At 49.5% G+C, this 20555-nt stretch carries 13 protein-coding genes and 2 tRNA genes; 10 read left to right on the top strand and 5 right to left on the bottom strand.

The window, feature by feature from the left end; genetic code table 11:
* Nucleotides 1-65 precede the first annotated feature (65 nt).
* The 7 genes from P9L94_20265 to P9L94_20235 all read left to right on the top strand — a co-directional run bounded on the left by P9L94_20265 (nt 66) and on the right by P9L94_20235 (nt 8069).
* On the top strand, nt 66-455 hold the full coding sequence (locus P9L94_20265) for a RidA family protein (protein MDP8246428.1): 390 nt from the start codon (nt 66-68) through the stop codon (nt 453-455).
* Between the two features lie 42 nt (nt 456-497).
* Nucleotides 498-1076, top strand: a complete 579-nt coding sequence (locus tag P9L94_20260; GenBank protein MDP8246427.1) for a type II secretion system protein — start codon at nt 498-500, stop codon at nt 1074-1076.
* Between the two features lie 398 nt (nt 1077-1474).
* Nucleotides 1475-2503: a fatty acid desaturase gene (locus P9L94_20255; GenBank protein ID MDP8246426.1), complete on the top strand. Its 1029-nt coding sequence runs from the start codon at nt 1475-1477 to the stop codon at nt 2501-2503.
* 241 nt (nt 2504-2744) lie between these two features.
* Nucleotides 2745-5708, top strand: a complete 2964-nt coding sequence (locus tag P9L94_20250; GenBank protein ID MDP8246425.1) for a zinc-dependent metalloprotease — start codon at nt 2745-2747, stop codon at nt 5706-5708.
* Nucleotides 5709-5778: 70 nt separating this feature from the next.
* Nucleotides 5779-6246, top strand: coding sequence for a ribonuclease HI (rnhA, locus tag P9L94_20245; protein ID MDP8246424.1), 468 nt, complete (start codon nt 5779-5781; stop codon nt 6244-6246).
* A gap of 133 nt (nt 6247-6379) precedes the next feature.
* Nucleotides 6380-6452, top strand: a tRNA-Glu gene (locus P9L94_20240).
* A 228-nt stretch (nt 6453-6680) separates the two neighbouring features.
* The gene (locus P9L94_20235; protein MDP8246423.1) at nt 6681-8069 is read left to right on the top strand and encodes a hypothetical protein; all 1389 of its coding nucleotides are present in this window, start codon (nt 6681-6683) and stop codon (nt 8067-8069) included.
* A 146-nt stretch (nt 8070-8215) separates the two neighbouring features.
* Here P9L94_20235 and P9L94_20230 read toward each other — a convergent pair whose 3' ends face one another.
* Both P9L94_20230 and P9L94_20225 read right to left on the bottom strand, forming a co-directional pair.
* The gene (locus tag P9L94_20230) at nt 8216-9130 is read right to left on the bottom strand and encodes an HNH endonuclease (GenBank protein MDP8246422.1); all 915 of its coding nucleotides are present in this window, start codon (nt 9128-9130) and stop codon (nt 8216-8218) included.
* A 256-nt stretch (nt 9131-9386) separates the two neighbouring features.
* A complete protein-coding gene (locus tag P9L94_20225; GenBank protein MDP8246421.1) occupies nt 9387-9746 on the bottom strand; it encodes a hypothetical protein in 360 nt (119 codons plus the stop codon).
* Between the two features lie 123 nt (nt 9747-9869).
* On the opposite strand from P9L94_20225, the gene P9L94_20220 reads away from it, so the two are divergent.
* A complete protein-coding gene (locus P9L94_20220; GenBank protein MDP8246420.1) occupies nt 9870-10451 on the top strand; it encodes a DNA-3-methyladenine glycosylase I in 582 nt (193 codons plus the stop codon).
* 1 nt (nt 10452) lies between these two features.
* On the opposite strand, the gene P9L94_20215 is transcribed toward P9L94_20220, so the two are convergent.
* Nucleotides 10453-11220: a hypothetical protein gene (locus tag P9L94_20215; GenBank protein MDP8246419.1), complete on the bottom strand. Its 768-nt coding sequence runs from the start codon at nt 11218-11220 to the stop codon at nt 10453-10455.
* Nucleotides 11221-11325: 105 nt separating this feature from the next.
* Here P9L94_20215 and P9L94_20210 point away from each other — a divergent pair.
* Both P9L94_20210 and P9L94_20205 read left to right on the top strand, forming a co-directional pair.
* Nucleotides 11326-11399, top strand: a tRNA-Arg gene (locus tag P9L94_20210).
* Between the two features lie 36 nt (nt 11400-11435).
* Nucleotides 11436-12728, top strand: a complete 1293-nt coding sequence (locus P9L94_20205) for a Gfo/Idh/MocA family oxidoreductase (GenBank protein ID MDP8246418.1) — start codon at nt 11436-11438, stop codon at nt 12726-12728.
* A 90-nt stretch (nt 12729-12818) separates the two neighbouring features.
* Here P9L94_20205 and P9L94_20200 read toward each other — a convergent pair whose 3' ends face one another.
* Together P9L94_20200 and P9L94_20195 are read right to left on the bottom strand one after the other, a co-directional pair.
* Nucleotides 12819-18104 carry a lamin tail domain-containing protein gene (locus tag P9L94_20200; protein MDP8246417.1) on the bottom strand — a complete coding sequence of 1762 codons (5286 nt, stop codon included), beginning with the start codon at nt 18102-18104 and terminating at the stop codon, nt 12819-12821.
* A 164-nt stretch (nt 18105-18268) separates the two neighbouring features.
* Complete coding sequence (locus P9L94_20195) at nt 18269-20293, bottom strand: methyl-accepting chemotaxis protein (protein ID MDP8246416.1); 2025 nt, start codon at nt 20291-20293, stop codon at nt 18269-18271.
* Between the last annotated feature and the right edge of the window lie 262 nt (nt 20294-20555).

The raw sequence follows: 20555 nt of genomic DNA, 5'->3' as shown, positions 1-20555 counted from the left end.
ATCTTGAAAACGCCTCGTGGACAAAGGGGCGTTTTTTTATTTTTGAAAGCAAAGGACCATTCAGCATGTCACGCAAATTGGTTTCATCCGGCTCACCCTATGAAGGCAGCATCGGCTTTTCCCGCGCCGTCCGCATTGGCAACACCATCGCCGTGTCCGGCACAGCGCCCATCGCCGCCGACGGAACAACCGCCGCGCCCGGCGATATGCACGGCCAAGCAAAACGCTGCCTCGAGATCATCGAAAAAGCCATCACCGACGCAGGCGGCAAACTCGAAAACGTGGTACGCACCCGCATGTACCTGACCGACGCCGCCCGGTGGGAAGAAGCCGGCAAAGCCCACGGCGAGTTTTTCAGCGAAATTCGCCCGGCCTCAACCATGGTGGTCGTCAAAGAATTGCTCAGCCCCGAATGGCTGGTCGAGATGGAAGCCGATTGCTTGATTGAAGATTAATTTTAGAGACAAATACTCACCTAACAGTTCGGAGAAAAGATTATGTTTATGAAAAAGAAAACCATAACCATCAACGCATTCACGCTCATCGAACTGTTAATTGTGGTCGCCATTATCGGCATTCTGGCGGCGATTGCCGTTCCCAATTTTTTGAACGCGCAAATCCGCGCCAAGATCGCAAAAACGCAAGCCACCCAGCGGACGTTCGCTGATATGAACATGCTCTACCGGCTCGACCAAAACGAATTTATCCCGCATGTCAGCGGACATCCTGCCTGGCAGAATAAATATCTGACCACGCCGATCTCGTATATTAGTTCCACATCGGCATTGGCAGACCCGTTTCAATCCGAGTATGGCGACGGTCAAACGTGGGCTTGGGCGCACGGCGAACTTCACCAGGACCCGGTCAAAAACCATCCACAACTCGTCTCTCAATACTTCAAAAGCATCGAAGGCTGGGAAGGCCCGCTGTCAAATCACAAAGACGCGTATGTCATTATCGCCGCCGGGCCGGACGGGGCGTTCAGCCTGTTTCAGAATGGCAAGTTCGGGCATCCTCTTTATGAAGCCACCAACGGGCTGACCAGTTTCGGCGATGTCGTGCGGCTTGGGTTTTAATACGTTGTGCCAATACAAGAAGTTTGTTGATTGAAAATGAATATCATCCAACAGAATTTTGATTCATAAACAACGTATCAAGTAGGGTGGAGTTGAGCGAAGCGAAACCCACCAATGAAACGTTTTGTTGATTCATTGGTGGGATTCATTTTATTCATCCCACCCTACTGGGATTACAGGGGAATTGTTCTCAAGGGTAAACCCAATGGCCAGCCTTTGATAAATTACGATGAAGGATAGAAGAATCTGGGACGACTCAGAGAGCGCCTGTGAAACAGGGCACTAAACCCGCACTGAAGCGAAGAGAGTCGTACCAAATCCTTCGGTCGATCAGCAAACAAATCAATTTACTATCATTTTCCCCTGCGAATCACTCTCCCGGGTTGTACAATTCATCTATGTCAACCGTAAGAAAGAAAAACCGCTATTACTACAAACATATCGGCGATTTGCGCAAGGACCTGCGCGAGGCTTTGACGCATGAACTGCTCGTTGAACTGCACCGCCCCAAAGCATGGCGCCACTTTCTCACCGTGGCGCGTCAGCTCCTACTACTCGCGTTCGGAATCTGGCTGGCGGCGAGTTTCGACGCGGTATGGGCTTGGCTGCCAGGCTCGGTTCTCATTGGGTTTATCATTTTTGATTTTACGACCTTGCTTCATGAAGTGATTCACAACGCTATCTTTGCCAAGCGCCGCCCCTTCTGGAACGGCGTATTGGGTTGGATGTACGCCCTGCCCAGCGGCATCTCGCGCACGCAATTCACCACCTGGCACCTCGACCATCACGACGAACTTGGCTCCTGGACTGACGACCCCAAACGCGCCCACCTCACCCCGCGCAACGTCAAACGCTGGGTGAAGTTCTTATACATGACGCCCGCGCTGTTTCCGATCTACTTTCGCGCCGCCGCGAAGGAATGCAGCGGCTACAAACCGGAGTTGCAACAAACAGTCGCCTTCGAGCGGAAGACGACGATTGCGACTCACCTCAGCATCATGGCGCTGTTGATTTTTTTCACGGGCTTTTGGACGTTCTTCAAAGTCTACGCCGTTCCCTATTTCTTCATCTTTCCAATAGCGTTCACCATCAACCGCGTCGGACAGCATTACTCCATCAATCCCGACGACCCCGCCCAGTGGACAACCCTGATGAAGGGCAGTTGGTTTTGGGATTTCGTCTATCTCAATTCAAATTACCATTTGGAACATCACTACTTCCCCGGCGTCCCGTTTTATCACTTGCCCCGGCTGCAAAAAGCGCTGGGGCCGTTCTACCAAAAGCGCGGAATGAAATATCAATCCTACGGAGCCGTGCTATATGGTTGGTTGATTCAAAATCACGCCCCCCATACCAACTGGGAAGCAGCCAACAAAGACGACTCTTCCAACTCAATGAAATCAACCTCTGATATGATGTTTCCCTGAATTCTCAGCGCACAGCAGTCACGCATGGACGCTCACTGACAAATCCTATCGTATCAGTCCGCAAAAACGCCTGGCGATTCAATTCAATTCATTTTTAGAGCAGAATTTATAAATAGGGGCGACAACAAATGTTCCACTAGCCAAAACTTTGTCTTTCCAGCTATAATCGGGGTTCTAAAATTATCATTGTGATTGTTATTGATGTGAGCGCGAACACAGGGTCATTAAAGGAGATTTTTCCATGCTAAAACCGTATTGGATTGTTGTTTGTATTGGAATTCTGTTGATGGGAGCAGCGCCAGCCGTTGTGTTCGCAGGCGATGAAGCCGATCCGGTTGAATCCGCCACCAGCGTTGAAGCGGAAGACGGCAGCGTCGAAGTTGAAGTGAAAGTCGAGTTAGAAGAAGGCGACTCGTCCTCTTCTGGCGATGCAATCGAAAATGAAGTCGACCAGATCGAAATTGATAACGGCGGCATCCAATTTAACTTTATCAATTCGAATGTCACGATTTCGGGCGGCACAATCAACGCAACCCTGAACCATACCGAAGGCGCCAAGGTTGATACCCAAAAATCTCAAAAACCGAAAGCAAACGGGCTTCCTGGCGGTCAAACGTCCCCAAAACCTGATAAGCCCGATAAATTCAAAGAAGAAATTAAAGACGCCACCAAGGTCGTCGGCCTATTTACCGTTTATACAAAAGAAGACCTCACCACGCATTGGGAAATTCGCCCCGACCAATTGGGCAGAGATTTTCTGATGACAGCCAAAGTCGGCAAAGGCCTGGGCGAAGGCTTCATGGTGAAACCAGGCACATTTCTAGGCAATCCATATATTTATGGCGGCAACATTCTCTATTTCACTCAACGCGATAAGGTCATTGAAATCTACGAACGCAACCTGCGCTACGCCGCCAAAGACGGCTCGACCGAAGCCAAAATCTTAGATAAACAGTATCCTGATTCATTGGTCGCTGCTCTGCCCTACTCTGCGACCAACTCAGAAAACAGCGCGTATCTCATTGATATGAGCAAGATTCTGCTGGCAGACTATTTCCAGGTAAACCGGGGAATGCCCGGCGGCTATGGTCTCGACCGCCAAAATAGTTACGTCAAAGAAACCAAAGCCTTACCGGAAAACATGGTCATCACCACCAAATATCAATACCGTTCCGGCGGAGGCGGCGACGCTTTGTCTATGCCTGATCCGCGCAGTGTTCCAATTGAAGTGGTTTACAATATCCAACCGCTAGCGCCGAAACCGACTTACGCAGCCCGTAAGCCTGACTATCGCATCGGCTACTTCTTGCAAGCCCAGATCGACCTCGCCAACGACTCCGAGACCGACTACTTCGTTCGCGGCATCAACCGCTGGGACCTGAAGAAAGCCAGCCCCGAACTCGAAGTGGCGCCTCCAGTCAAACCGATTGTTATGTGGCTGCAAAATACCATCCCAACCCAATACCGCGCTCCGATCCGCGACGGCATTTTGGAATGGAACAAAGCATTCGAAAAAGCAGGCTTTAAAGACGCCGTCGTCGTCAAACAGCAACCCGACGACGCCGACTGGGACGCCTCCGACTCGCGCTTTAACGTCGTCCATTGGAACGAGTCGTTGGGCATGGGCTATTCAGGCATGGCGCAATGGGCCTTTGACCCACGCAGCGGAGAAATCCTCAGCGGCGGGTTCTTAATCGAAGGCGAATCGATCCGTTCCATTTTACGCAGCCGCCCCTATTACGAGCCTGATATTGCGAAAAAAGTACAAGAGCGTATGAAAGATCCGCGTTGGTTGAATCAGCCGCGCCCCCAAGAAGCGCATCCGTTACACGCGGGCTGCACCTACGCGCATGAACTCGCTGATGAATACCAAGAAGGCTTGCTTGTGATGGAAGCGCGCAACGGCGGCGAAGTCAGCCCTGAAGAAAAAGAGAAATACGTCTATCAATACCTCTTTTCGCTGGCGGCTCACGAAATGGGCCACGCGCTTGGCCTGCGCCACAACTTCAAAGGCAGCACCATGCTCGGCCTGGATGAACTGCAAAACACCGCGATCACGGCAAGCAAAGGCCTTTCTTCCAGCGTGATGGATTACATCCCGGTCAACTTTGCGCCTCCCGGCGTCGAACAAGGCGACTACACAGAACCGACCATTGGCCCGTATGATTACCTCGCGATTGAATACGGCTACAAATTAGTCTCATCCGCGACTGACGCATCCGAAGAAAAGATGTTGGCGGCAATCGCAGAAAAAGCGGAAATCGACGAGACCGCCTTCGGAACCGACGAAGACGCCGATTCTATTGATCCGCGCATTTTACGGTTCGACCTAAGCAACGATCCGTTGGGTTGGTTCAAGCAGGAATCAGAAATCGCTAAAGAATTGCTTCCCAAGATGTCGTCGCTCATCAAAGACGGCGACGATTACACCGAAATGCGCCAAGCCATTGGACGCATGGCGGGCAAGTACTTCTATTCCGGCCTGGATGCCATGTATTACATCGGCGGCACCCACATCAACAAAGTCAAAAAAGGCGGCGAAGTCGAGGGCAAGATGCCGCTCGAACCGGTATCCACCGCCAAGCAACGCGAAGCGCTTGACTTTATTGTCAACGAAATCTTCACCGACCATTTCGTCGACGGCATCACGCCGGAGATGCTGCAAATGGTGAACAACGTCAATTGGTATCATTGGGGTTCATTCAATGACACCGTGGGCGACTATCGTATTGTAAACGTGGTTGGCAATATCTATGACTCGATCCTGTTCGGCTTGTTCTCGCCATTCACCGTCTCGAATATTCTCGACAACGAACAACAAGCGAACGAAGAATCCGTCAAGTTCACGTTGCCTGAACTGTTCGATTCCGTCGAAAAAGGCGTATGGAAAACAGTCATTGAAATCGACACATCAAATACATCCGGTTATAGCGATCAAAACCCGGTTCTTTCGCCCTATCAGCGCATGTTGCAACGCCATCACTTGAAACGCATGATTGGCTTGGCGCTGCAGCCGTCATTCAGTATGCCTGAAGACGCGCGTACGCTGGCTTGGCGCTCATTGAACAACATTGAAGGCGCACTCCGTAAAGCGGTGACGGCGGCTTCGATTGATAAATACTCTCACGCTCACTTCGTTGAGTCGCTTGAGAAAGTCAAACGGGCGTTGGATGCAGACCAAACCGTCGGCGTTGATTTTTATTAGAGAGACGCCTTAGATAACCACAAGCGAAAATCGCCCCGCAAGGGGCGATTTTCTTATTTAAAGGAGCACCATGAATCCAGCAAACGAAGAAGTCTTCCTGTATACCGACGGCGCTTGCAGCGGCAACCCCGGCCCCGGCGGCTGGGCGTACGTCATGCGCCACATCAAGACAGGCAAAGAGAAAGAAGCCTCCGGCGGCGCTGAAGACACCACCAATAACCGCATGGAACTCTCCGCCGTCATCGAAGGGCTGGCGACGCTCACCCGGCCCACCAGCGTCCGCGTGGTGACCGACAGCACCTACGTCATGAAAGGCGTGACTGAGTGGATGAAAAACTGGAAGCGCAACGGCTGGCGCCGCAAAACCCGCGGCGGCTTTGAACCCGTCAAGAACGATGAACTGTGGAAGCGGCTCGACGAACTGTGCCAGGCGCACCAGGTCACGTGGGAGCACGTTAAGGGGCATTCCGGGCATCCTGAGAACGAACGCTGCGACGTGCTGGCGGTAGAGGCCTATCAGAAGTATTTACGCCGATAATCGCTCAATCCATGAGTTACATCGGGTGAAAATATCGCAAAAAGTTCGCTTATTCTGGTTGACAAATTGGGCGCTTGCGCCATTAATATTCAGGTTGCAGAAAACGCCTCACTTAAACGAAATCAACGTCCACGTCCCCATCGTCTAGAGGCCTAGGACACCGGCCTTTCACGCCGGCAGCAGGGGTTCGAATCCCCTTGGGGACGCACTTTCGTTTCGCACAGACCAAAAGGCTTCGGAAAATTCCGGGGCCTTTTTTTTCGTTCGATGCGAATCCCGCTCCAACCAACGATGCGTCAGAGTTGATTGTCTCCACGCAATGCCAACGCCGCCTTCTTCCTGTCAATACGAAAAGAAAAAAATGAGTGCTTTTATCTGTATTTTATTATCGCAGTGAGAGTATAATAAGGTTTAGTGAAACGGGGGCCGGGACATTGAACCAGGACGAAGAACGCAACACCGAAAATACAGAACTAGATCAAAATTCGCCTGAAGAGCCTGATCTGAATGCCAGCTCGCGCGAGTTGCTTGAAATCGCCAAAAAGAACGGAAATCTACACGAGGCGATTCGAGAAATTGTATTCGATACCACCAAAGACCGAGATTTTGGGAAAGTAAACGAGCAGGAAGAAAAAGAAAGAGACCAGGCGGTACAAGAAAAGCGCAAAGAAATTCACGACATTCTAGACAATCTCGGCAAAGAGGTGCAAGACAAAAGCCCCAAAGAAGTCGCGGCGATTTTCACCTCCATGATGGACATTCAAAGCCAGCTGTGCGTCGAAAAGACCGAAGGCGTCATTACAGTCAGGACTTTATTACGAAATTTCTTCAACATTGAAACCGACGATGAAAATATCCGTAAGTTCCGCTTCCAGGAAATTACCCTGATCTTCACACCGGAAGAGGTCCATTCCGTCCGCCGTAAATTAAGTAAGATTGATGACTCTCATCCCCTATTTCCATTTTTCACCAGCATTGTCGATCAGGCCTATGACGTTGTGCAATACAACGAAATGTCAGGGCGGCTGTTGATTGAAATCACCAATTATTTTTTATCGAAACTGGCAAAAGAAGGATATAACGGCACAAGCCAGACCACAGACTTCAAAGAGCGTCACGACAGAAGCCAGCAATCCTTTGAAAAAGTATTAGACGACTTTCGCGATGACGAACGCATCATTAAAAGCCACTTTGAGAAATACCCCGTCCTGGTTGAACTGCCACGCTACTTACGCTTGTTGATCTATATCAAACTTGGAGTGACGGACCCGAAACACTTGAAGGCGCTGCTGCAAAACACCCGGGGAAGCATCGGGAAATATGCACGGGCGCGCGGCTCCACCCAGTTAGATTTCAAACGCTTTTTCTCACAACAGCACAATATCCTGCGGCGCCAGCGCATCATGCTGAAACTGCATAAAGATATTGTGAAATATATGGGAGAATTGTTCGAGGAAGAATTTCAAAGTTGCATGGCTGAGTTGCAAGGGATTCTCGATGAAATTGAAGCCACTTCAGAAACGCTCGACCCGAACTCGCCTGACTATAACGCATTGATGAAAAAGAAAGCGCTTGCCCTGAACAACGTAGAGGAGCGCAAGAAAAAACTGGATGTCGTCAAAAGCCAGGAGCGATTAATTGACGTTCAACATCAAATGATGACCAAGGCCATGGAGCGCTTTGACAGCAACGAGGAGATGAACCGGAAGATTGAAGAACAGGTCAGGAAGACGCAATCCAAGACCGCTATGAAAAAAGAACCGGTTGCGGCTAAAAAAAGCGCCCCTATGCGTATGGTCATGAAACGCTCCCGCAGTGAGTAACAGAATACGCAATACCCAAACGGCGAAGCGCTGTGACCGCTTGGTTTCGCGGGCTGGACGTCATCAGCAAGAGGCCGCAGCCTTGATCGTTTGTTTAACACCTTTCTAGCATAGAGGTAGGGTGGGCTCGCGAAGCAGCCCACAATTTAATAGTTGATATTTTCTTTCAAACATTTCAATTGATACAATAACGCCTCTTTTGAAGGCCAATATTTCTTTGTTTTAGGCAAGGTCAATGATGCTCCATTCAACTTTTCATACTCAGTCTTTTTTAGAGCTTTATGAATTATCACTTTATAGGTTTTCGGGTCTACAGCGATTAGATTTAAATCCCAAAGCGTATGAATGTCCGCTCTAAGAAGGATGCCATTTTGTGGATTATTTGTTCTATCGCCATTATAAGGTGTAATATGAGCAGCCTCCAAAGCACCTTCAAAATTACAGCCTGTAACTGCACAACGACCATTATAATATCGTAATAACAGACCTCGGAATTTTGGTTGACCACGACGTAATCGAATACTTCTTTCTACCTTCTCTTTAGCTTCTTTAGAGGATTTTGGGTCAAATTCTTCTTCAAGTTCTTGTGAAACTTCATCTAATTTAACTTTGAACGATTTGAGGTTCTCAAGCCATTTAGGTAACGGTTTTGGCTCATCAACATATTGAAGGATTACACTTAAACCTTCTTCATCGAAAGGATAAAAATATCCTTGATTAATATCATAGTTCTTGTTAATTGGGTAACCAGTAAATTTGCCGGGTTCAAGAATGTGGACGAATTTATCTTTTTGTATTGGATTTTTTTTTAAATCAAAATATTCAGTTTTAAAACACCAACCTTCTCCATCAATTTTATTTTCCCTCCATTTACCATCTTCCATAGCTTGACTAAATGCTATTACCTTTTTTTTTGCACAATGGACAATTACATCTCCTTTTTTCACACTTTCGACTGTCTTTCTAAAAGTAGAATTACCTTCATCTGGTACGCTGCATACAAGGGATTCGTTATGTTCTTTTTCCCACCATTCTGATTGGTTACACCACCAAACTTTCATCTGCTTTCTCCTTAAATAAAATTTTCAAATAATCATTTTCATAATTTGAAACATTGCTTGGTGGGCTGTTCGCCTTCGTCGAACGAGCCCACCCTACCCTGGGTGAATCAAGGCTTGGGGGACATCTCTGTGAGCACCTGTGCAAAAGGGCCTAAAAGCCCGCACCGAAGCGAAGAGAGATGCACCCAAGCCGTATCAATTCTCTTACATCAAGGGCTGGTCTTCGGCCTTGGCTCGCCACCCGCCAAAACTATGCTCACCCGCCGACCTTTTTAACCGTATGACCCTGTCTAGTAAGTTCTTCAGCAATCTTATCGCGGTGGTCGCCCTGGATTTCAATCACGCCGTCTTTCACGGCGCCGCCGCTGCCGCACATCTGTTTGAGTTGCTTAGCGATCTTCTTCAATTCATCCGGGCAGTGTCGCAGCCCCGTCACCAACGTAACGCCCTTCCCTTTGCGGCCTTTGGTTTCGCGGGCGACGCGCACCACCCCGTCATTGGGATGCGCGGGCTTCTGCTTCCCTGACGTCGAATTTTTGTCCCGTTTATTTTTATTCTGGCGCGATGGGCCAGATTCAGTAGAATAGACCAATACCGCATCGTCTTCGGCTCTCATCTGCGTTCCATTTCATCATTCAAGTTCGATTTTTTATAGTAACATGTAATTTCGATTTTATATCAAGAATCATGGCGAAACAAAACCAATGGAGAAATTCTTGGTTTAAGAAAAGGACTTTCAATGAGCAAGACATCCCGTTGTGAATGGGCGAAATCTGAGTTAGACATTCAATACCATGATGAAGAATGGGGCGTTCCGCTGCATGACAACCAGAAGTTGTTTGAATTTCTGGTTCTCGAGGGCGCACAAGCCGGGCTGAGTTGGAGCACGATTTTGAATAAACGCGCCCATTACCGAAAGGTCTTCGACCAGTTCGACCCCAACAAAGTCGCGCGCTATACCCAAAAGAAAATCGACACGTTGCTCGCCGACCCGGGCATTGTCAGAAACAAGCTGAAGATCAATTCCGCCGTACAAAACGCCAAGGCGTTTCTCAAAATCCAAGATGAATATGGTTCGTTCGATCAATACATCTGGGGATTCGTCGACGGCAAGCCAATACAAAATAAATGGAAAGCGTTGAAAGACGTTCCCGCCAACACGCCTGTTTCAGACGCAATGTGCAAAGACCTCAAAAAACGCGGCTTCAATTTTGTCGGAACCACCATTTGCTATGCATTCATGCAAGCGGTCGGCATGGTCAACGATCACACAACCACTTGTTTTCGTTATCAAGAAATAAAACGGCGATCAAAAACTTAATTCACTCTTTTGGTTTGTCATCATTCGAAACGGTTTCTTCATTCTCTTGCTGAGTCGCATCTGAAACTTCAGGATTCGCGAGGGCTGATGCGAGTTCGGGGTCAGGCTCTTGTCCACGGATCACTTCGAAAAAGTTGGCGCAATAATCACGAATAGAATTCACGCTGCGCATAAGATGAAAAATAAGAAAGAATGAAAAAATGGAGTAAAAAGCAATCGTGATATTCTGTTCAATTTGAACCAGTTGGTCTCCTTTCATCTTCGTCAAAGACGTAATTAAACCAGCAATCAAATTCATGATGCGGCTTGGCTGCACTGCAATCATTTCTAATGAGATTGAAGGCATCATCGAAATAAGCCAGACTCCCGCAGGCAATAACAGCATCGAAACCAATGGATGAAATACATCAATATACGCCCGGCTCATCAATGGGCCGTTGCGCGTATATGACCAGGCTTCGCGCATGGGCATCACGTCGCTAATCGAATAAAGAAGGATGAATAACAATGAGATGAACCATAACAATGCCGCATTGCCGAATAATTCATACCGTTTCAATAGATGAAATGTAACAGCAAAGAAAAACGAGCAGCCAATGAGCCGCGCGAAGAATAAGAACAAGTTTGCAGGGATTGAATGACGGGAAATTTTTAAGACGGATTGAAAAACAAAGCGTATGATTAGAAATAACAATTTCACCAGCGCCAGATACACGCCTAAAATAAAGACCTGTTCTAGATAGGGATTAAAAACGATTAATTCCTTCACAGAGTTTCTCCCAAAGAAATGTACAGTGGTTAATTCAACTCGACTCACTGAATGCCAACGCCTTCGCTTGAATCGTCCGGCGGCATTCAGTAGGATTATAGCCAAGCGCCTGTAGCTCAGTAGGATAGAGCGCCGGATTCCTAATCCGTAGGTCGCGCGTTCGAATCGCGCCAGGCGCATTGTTTTTTTTTAACACTGAACCCGGGGAGACTACCATGAATGACGTCGTACGCAGAAACTTTATGAAAAGCGGCGCGGCCTTGGCCGCAGGCTCGTTAATCGGGACATCAAAATCGTGGGCGGGCGCCAACGACCGCATCAACATGGCCGTCATCGGCCTCAATGGGCGCGGCAAGTCGCACATCGGCGGCCATCAAGCCGCTGAAAACGTCGAAGTCACCACTCTGTGCGATATTGACGAAGAAGTCCTCGCAGAACGCGCTGACGAATTTGAACGAGATTACAACAAGCAAGTCAAAACCGTCGTCGATATGCGTCAAGCCTATGCAGACAAAGACATCGACGCGGTCAGCATCGCGACCCCCAACCACTGGCATGCGCTGGCAACCATCTGGGCGTGTCAGGCGGGCAAAGACGTTTACGTCGAAAAGCCCGGCTCGCATAACGTATTCGAAGGCCGCAAGATGATCGAAGCGGCTTATAAATACCGCCGCATCGTTCAACACGGCGTCCAGTTGCGCAGTTCAGAAGCGCTGCAAGAAGGCGTGAAGTTATTGCGTGAAGGCGTGATCGGCGACGTTTATCTCGCTCGCGGCCTTTGCTTCCGCACCCGCGGCTCAATTGGGAAAAAACCCGCGAAGTTCGCACCGGAACACATCAACTATGACTTGTGGCTGGGACCGGCGGAATGGCGCCCCTACACAGAAAACCTCGTCCACTACAACTGGCACTGGCATTGGGATTTCGGCAACGGCGACGTAGGCAATCAGGGCGTTCATGAAACCGATATGTGTCTGTGGGGATTAGGCGTCGATACGCATCCTGACCAGATCACTGCAATGGGCGGCAAGTTTTTGTGGGACGACGACAAAGAAACGCCGGAACTGCTTTCGACTCTCTACAAATACACCGGCGCCAATAAGATGATTCAGTTTGAAACCCGCCCCTGGCGCACCAATACCGAAGACGGCGCCACCGTTGGTAACATCTTCTATGGCAAAGAAGGCTACATGGTCATCAAAGGCTATAGCAGTTTTGAAACCTACCTGGGCGACAAGCGCGAACCCGGCCCGAAAGGCAACGCAGGCGGCAACCACTTCGCCAACTTCCATAAAGCGGTGCGCAGCCGCAAAATGTCCGACCAGAACGGCCCGGTCGAAACCATCCACATGTCGTCAACCATCGCCCACTTAGGCAACATTGCCTTCCGTGTGCAAGACAAGTTAGAATTCGATCCCATGCGCGAACGCTTCATCAATAATGATTACGCCAATGAATTTCTGACGCGAAAATACCGGGGCAAATATGTTGTGCCTGATATCGTGTAAGCCACTCAACTTTTCATCGCACAAAAAAACGGCCTGCATTTCTGCAGGCCGTTTTCGTAAAACAACTTTCAGTTTCCGGCATGGGAGCATCTAATACAGCGCCCATTCATCAACCGATGGGTCGGGCGGATTCAAAAACGCCTGCGGTTCTAACGCCGCCGCCGTCAGCCGTACTTCGTCGATGCTGCCTTTTAAAACATCCACCGTGCCGACGCCCGCGACGCGGCGCGCGCCAATCAAGATCGGCAAGTCGCTCTGATTGCGGAAGCGGTTGTACTGGCTTTCACCATCGTCATGAATAATCTGCGACGGTACTTGCCGTCCGTTGCGGTATAAGCGAACGCGGTCTTGAAAACTCGATGAATCCAGATTGACGACAGCCGCATAATGATGGAACTCGCCGTCGCTCCAAATGGTCGCCGGGGCGGAAATATGCAAGCGTCCAAAATAGCCGCTGCTGCGGTCTTCATCGTTCAGAATAAAGTCGAGCGACCTGTCGCCGTTCATGCCCGCAGCAAAGCGCCACACGCCGTCTTGCGAAGCGTTGGCGTCGTCGTAACGATCAACCAAAACCATCTGGCCCGTCGGTTCATCAAACTTCGCGTAACATTCAACGGTTAACGTCTTGGCAACGTCCAACAAGGCTTCGGTGGAACCAAATTGGAAACCCGCGCCTGTCCGTCCTCCGAGATTTAACGCCTGTTGATTTTGCTCGTTGGTCTGCGGCACCGGGTTGCGCGATCCAGGTGAAGCAAATTGCGCATCGCCCATGAGCATTCCATTTGTAAAGTTGCCACTCTGGTCTTGCGCATTGCCTTCAAAGCGGAAATACGCAATCACTTGTCCGTCCGCAGGCGGGCCGGACGGTTTTGCTTCAACCAAAACGCCGGGCGAAACTTGCAGGTCGGTTGATACCACGCGAACCAGGAAGCGATGAGTTTGTCCATTCAGTAAGCCGGTGATGCGAACGCGATTGTCGTCAGCGGAGGTTGATTCGATAATCTCGCCGTCCAGATCAAAAATATCCACACGAAGCAAATCACTGGCAGGCATTGGATCCCACTCGAAACGCGCTGAACTATCAAAGTTGGTTACGACTACATTTTGAACGTCCGGCGGCGCAAGGCTGCTCTGCATAGTAAACTGCGTTGCATCCGACCAGTCTGACCACGCCTGCACTTCACCGTCGGCGCCCGTTTTCACCTTCCAGCGCATACGCCACTTATATTGTCCGCCAGACGCCAACACGCCTGCGGGCAGTAAATATGAATTTGCATTACTGGTTGGCAGAACTTTGATTGACCAAACGGGTTTTACGAAAAGCCCTGACGCGAAATCAATTTGCCATTCGGTTTCGACAATGGTTTGCCCAGACGGTTGATTAACGCGAAGCGTCACCGTGCGGTTATTTAGCGAAGCATTGTTTGCGGGCGCGTTATTCACAGGCTTGACGGAACGGCCCGTCGGGAACACGTCCGTGTCCGCCATGATGAACGCGCGTCGCTCTGCGATGTATGTCTTCAGCTGCGATGGGATGCTGCTCAAACTGACTGCGGAACCCCAGCGGTCTTTGTTTTCTTGCATACCCGACTGGATGAATGTCCAATAGGCATCAATCAGAGTATTAAGATTGTCATTCGTGAAATAGGTTTCAACCAGCGAACGCAAGCGCTCAAAATACATTGCGCGATACTCAGGAACGCTCAAGAATTTTTTGCGCAAAACATTCGTTCCAAAAAAGCGACCGGAGTCCGCGCCGTCCAACACATCGAAATCTGACGCCAGCGGGAACGCCATATTGGTCAGGGTCAATCCCCAAGTATTCACGGCGTCGATTGGAACAATTTTCCAACGTCCGTCGGCGCCGCGCGTCGGCAAATAATTTTTCTCGACGCTGTCAAAATGGGTGGTCAACGCAATCGCACATAAATAGTTGACATACGACTCAACATCGAGATTTTGCGCAAAGAACGCAGGAAGGTTTTCGGCGTCATTCAAGCCTTCAATAAAATCGACCAGCGTTTGGATATCACTGTCGCGGCGCAACATGCTTTCATATTTCAAAACATACGTATCAAAGTCCGGCTCGCGCGCCATGTTCGCGCGGCGGGAACCGACGCCCGCTTTGTATATATCGGTTTCATCCGCCAGATTGTGTTCTGATAGAAAATCTTCGTTCACTTGCTCGACCTGCAAATAGAGGCCGATGTATTCATTGTTGAGCATGATGCGCACATGCTTGGTATCCGGCGCGGTCACGCCGAGGTCTTCAAACACCTGATAGGCCAAATGCTCCAACACGCCCGACTCGCCGTCGAGCAAAGCCGTGGTGTGATTATTGGCGTTTAGGTTCAACGCGCGCTGGCCCTTATAGCGCTCTCCCTTTGGAAAGACGATCTTCCAGTTTTTCTTGGGATTATTACGCAAGCCGTCGCCGCGAAAACGGACGCCGCCGCCGTAGAATAAATCAAATGGCTTACCGTCAATGACGGCAATACAAGGCTGTTCCTGATTGGTGTCGGGATTGCGCGTTAAAAACGCTAACGTGGATTGCTCGGCGTAGAGTTTGATGGTCGGGTAGGCGACTTCTTCCAGCGCATCGTTGACGAATAAGATATAGTTGCGCATGGAGTCATCTTGCAGCGGACGCAACGCTTCAACGCCGCTCGCATCCTTAGCGGCGATTCGATATCGCCAGGCTTCATTCGGTTGGATCGTTTCAATATCGGTGAAGATGACTGCATAGCGCCCATCGTTGGCGAAACGGTCGCCGTGGGCGCCGTCGTCAAACATGGGCGTTGATTTCCAATCTTCGACAAACAATCCGACTCCGGCGGGCGACGCCAAACGCTGATATTGAAGCGTAACGCTATCGACGCCGTCCGAATCGCGAACCTGGGCTTCAATTACAATCGAATCAGAAATCTCTTCGCCTTGCGTAAACGCGCGCCCCACCGCCAATTGAGGGATCAACGAAAAATCAGAACTGCCTAAATTCACGTTGTGTCCCTGAATGGCGAGGACGTTTGTCCCTTCCACTAACAAAGGCAGAAAACTCGTAATGTCGACTTGGTCGATAGCGCCTGCGCCGTCGTCAACGCTGGCGCCGTGGTTTGCGTTTGCGAAAGTCGTATAACTGGGCGGATTGCCGCTGACATTGGATCGGGATATTTCCTGCCCATTTAAATACGCGACATACGAATCGTCGTAATCAATACTGAAAAGTATGCTATCAACGCGGTTCAGATTTTGAATCGTGAACTCCGTACGAATATACACGCTCTGATAATTGTCCCGCATATCCGATAATTCGGTTGCGTCGTCGCCGTCGCCGTAACCGATGCCAGAGGGGCCTTCCTCCCAACTGGATGCGTTAAAACTCCGCGCGTTCCAATTATTTGGGGGCTGCTCGGTACCTTTGAAGATTCTCCACAGATCGCCGGTTTCAACAACAGTGGTGAACACCACATCCGAATCGACGGTGGATGCGACAGGCCGCTCCGGCGTATGTTGAACATCGGTGATGCGCGGCGGCGCATTTGTCAGAATCGCATGGTTGGCTTTACCAGGGCTGTTAGGGCGCCCATTGGCCCAATATTGCGCATCGCGGTTGTCGCCAAAGGGCGCGATTAATTCCAGCGAACGCCCCTCGCCGTCAGGCAGCGTCGGCCACGGGAACGAATCAGCGTACTCAACGTAATCAATCACAACGCCGTCGTCACTGGTAAGCGCAATCGCCTCTCCGCCGTTGTCGAGCGTCAGAGCAAAACCACCGCGACGGTTGGTGATATTCGCATAATCGCCCGGGTTTTTATCAATCAGAAGATACCCTTTGGGTTGGATGACTGTGGTCTCAGCAATCGAAAATTCGACGCCTCTTGTAAACCGCCATCCCCTGACGTCAACGGGCTTGTCGCCCCGGTTATACAATTCGATATATTCCAGGCGAATGTTATTGTCGTATTCTTCGTTGGGCGGGTGATAAAAAATTTCGTTGATGACGATGTCGTAATCCGCATAAGCCGAGTCATTCACAGCGCGGACGTTGGCGCGACCCGGCGAACCGCCATTGGCAGAAACCGCCCAGTTGTTTGGGTCATTATTCGGGCGCGAAGCCTGGAGCAATTCCAGACTGCCGCCCTCGCCGTCAGCACCCACCGGCCACTCTGCGCTATCGTTATATTCAACCTTGGCAATTAAACGGTCATTGGGATCAAACAGGCGCACTTCATCGCCGTTGTCGCCGAATGAGAATGATAAATTCTCTAGAACAGGGTCAGGCCATCCAGCCTCTTTGCGCTTGGAAATGACAAGAAATCCATTGGCGGCAATGCTGGTTCCAACAGGAAGCGTATAAAAATTATCGTCGTTACTGTCGCGCAATTTCCAAAATGATAAATCAATCGTTGCAGCGCCGGGGTTGAATAACTCGATAAACTCGCGGTCGTCTTCAAATGCGACCGGATTGTTATACATCACTTCGTTAATGACAACCGAACCGGGTTCGGGCAATGCCTGCATGACGCGATAGACGTAACGGTTTTCAACCGTCCCCACTGGCAGCGTTAACCCAAAGCCTTGTTCGCTAATCACCGTGACCCAATATTCAACAAACGCGCCGTCGGCCTGCGCGGGAATCTCGCCGTTAAACACGTTGCCGTTCGCTTGCATGGGAACATTTTGTTGGCTGCCGTTGTTGACGATGTATGAAAGGGTCGCCTCTTGCAACACATCGCCTTCTTCAAATTGAACAACAACAGAAATCGGCGAATCGGAGCCGGGAATTTGCGGCGTACGCTGGATCGAAACGAAGCGCGGCGGGATGCTGCTAAGCAGTTGGCTGTTCGCCTGGCCTGGAGTGGGACGGATGCTGGGCGCCCAATAGGTCGCGTTTGAGTTGTCCGTCTGCGGGTGCATTAACTCCAGCGACGAACCGTTGCCATCAGCCGGAGTCGGCCAGGGCGCTGCATCATTATATTCTACGCGGTCAATCAGCAAGCCGTTGATATCGCGCAGCGTAAGCGTCTCACCGCTATTTGAGAGACCCGACGGCGCATAATTCCCCAGCGTCGCCATTGCCGGATCAAGTCGGTAAAAATCACGGACGAACAATTCATTGCGGCAAACGACGATATATCTCTTCGCGGCGATTTGCGTTCCCAAAGGGAAAGTGAAACTGATGCCGTCGCTGAACTGCCAGCCAGACAGATCGACCGCAGAATCTGAACGGTTATATAATTCGACATATTCCGCGTCATTGCCGTTGCTGCGAGGATTGTACATTATTTCGTTGATGATGACGTCGCCATAAACGCTGACCGCCGCAATCAATAAAAAAGTAGATATAAATACACGCTTTAGAGAAGAAAAATACACTGGTTAAAATCCCCTTTAATTCAATCTGTCACTCATCTCGCTCATAATCACCTAACATAACTAATATAAGCGATTTATAGAAGGATGTCAGCGTTAATAAAAAAAAGCGCCCACTTTGTGTAAAAGTAGGCGCATTTTACAGACGATAATTTTCAGTTGTGTTGTTATTGAATCGGCTGAAATTCCTCGGTTTTTTCAAACACTTCTTGCAAGCGATTTACTGAGGCCGTCGGCTTGCCATTGAGTGGAGATTGTTTTACAACCGGAGAAGGTGCGCTCGGAGTGGCCCCACTCGCCAGTTCGCTCTCATTCACGCGGAAGTAAGCAATCATATCCTGCAGCTGAAGCGCTTGCGCATTCAGTTCTTCACTTGCGGAAGCCGCTTCTTCACTCGCTGCGGAATTTTGTTGAGTGACTGCATTCAATTGTTCAATCGCCTGACGAATTTGCATAGCGCCATTGGATTGTTCGCCGCAAGCGGCGTCAATTTCCTGCACCAGACGCGCGGCGTCTTGAATGGCGGGGACGACAGTCTGAATGACTTTGCCAGCATTCTCCGCTTTGCCAACACTGGTTGTCGCGAGTTCGCCAATTTCTTTGGCGGCGAGTTGGCTGCGTTCAGCCAGTTTTCTCACTTCAACTGCTACGACTGCGAACCCTTTGCCCATTTCGCCTGCGCGGGCCGCTTCGATGGCGGCGTTCAAAGCAAGCAGGTTGGTTTGGTCGGAAATATCATTGATAACCGTGATTTTCTCGGCAATGGTTTTCATTGCTTGCACTGTCTCTGACACGGCAACGCCGCCCTTTTCTGCTTCGAGCGCTGAGTTTGACGCATTGCGATTGGTCTTTTGTGCATTTTCGGCATTGGATTGAATGGATGAGGTCAGTTCTTCCACGGCGGATGATGTTTCCTCAAGGCTGGCCGCCTGTTCGGTCGTGGAGTTCGCTAATTCCTGTGAAGAGCCGGATAGCTGTTCCGCGCTAGCTGACACTTGTTCAGAAGCCATGCGAATATTCACCATCAGGTCGCGCAACCGGGTCGACATATCATTTAAACTGCATGATAAAGTTCCCAATTCATCTTTGCGGTCCACTTCAAGAACATGAGTCAGGTCGCCGCTGGCGATTTGTTCGGCAAAGTTGATGTTAACCAACAGCGGTTTTACGATTCCACGCGAGATTACCAGCGCCAAAATGATTGCGACAACGACGGCTACGATGCTAAATCCAATGACTTGCAAGCGCGTACTCCCGGCCAAAGATAACATCGCCGCATCGGTCATCACGTTATCGGCGACAGTCGAGCGCACTTTATTTAATAACTCGTGAACTTCATTCAACGAAGTTGTGGTCTCCTGCGCATAGATTTGGCGCGCTTGGTTTAAGCCATCGACGCTCTGAGCGTGCCACGCTAAAATATTGTCAATTGCGCTTAAGGTTTGACTAGCCCCAGTTTCAGTATTGGCCATGTAATAGGCCGCCGCTTCACTTCTCTTTCCATTCGTGAGCATTTCTTGAATAACGGCTGCGCTTTCATGTAACTTGGTATGAGGCTCATATACTTGCGTAACGGCTGCCGCAAAGGCCGGGTCTTGTTGCTTGAGCGTCTCGACTTCTGCTGAATAGAGCCACTTTCCAAATGCGCATTGATGGGGGTCCATCTCGGCTTGGATCGTAGTCAAAGTATTGTCAACAAATACATCTTTGACTCTATGCGCCCAAGTTAAGTGGGCCGTTTTCATCTCACGTAGAAAGTTTCCAAGTTCTATATCGGCGTCGTGATAGACAGCTTTGATTTTACCGGCAGACTCATGCAAGCGCTGATGGGGTTCGCTGATGTTGGCTAGCGTTTGTTTGAGTTCAGGCACAAGTTCTTCAGCGTGAGTTCGCTCTTCACTATCGTACCATTTCCCAAATGCACATTGAGTATGGTCAATTTGGACATTGAGTTCATGCACATTTTCATCGTTAAGAAATGCGCTAACTTCAGACGCCCAGTTTAAGTGATCGACAATCCGCTGAGAAATATCGCCTCTAAGTTTATTGCCCGAAATCACTTCTTTCGCATTGTCTACAATGCCACTAACGCCGAAATAGGATCGTCCAGCAACAATGATTAAAAGCACAATTACTACTCCAAAACCGATGATGAACTTTCCACTGAGTCTAATGTTCTTCCAGCTTAACATGTCTTTTCTCCTGAGTGGTTTGAATGCTGTGGCGTCGTCATAAAATCGGCTCCAAGCACCTGATTATTATTACTGAGAAGAGCGAAGAGCAAAATGTGCTCCAAAATAACATGTTGAAAAAAAAGAGTTACATCCACCCATTTAATCTTAGTTTGAATCTAGTATATGTTTATAACATTTAAAGAATTCTATCTTGAACAATGACAATAAATTATCAACTCTTTCATATAAATCTAAGTTACAATTATGACTTCCGTATTGC

Source organism: Candidatus Hinthialibacter antarcticus, from assembly GCA_030765645.1.
GTDB lineage: Bacteria > Hinthialibacterota > Hinthialibacteria > Hinthialibacterales > Hinthialibacteraceae > Hinthialibacter > Hinthialibacter antarcticus.
Note: the sequence above shows the minus strand (reverse complement) of the source record. Positions and strands in the feature narration are given on the sequence as shown.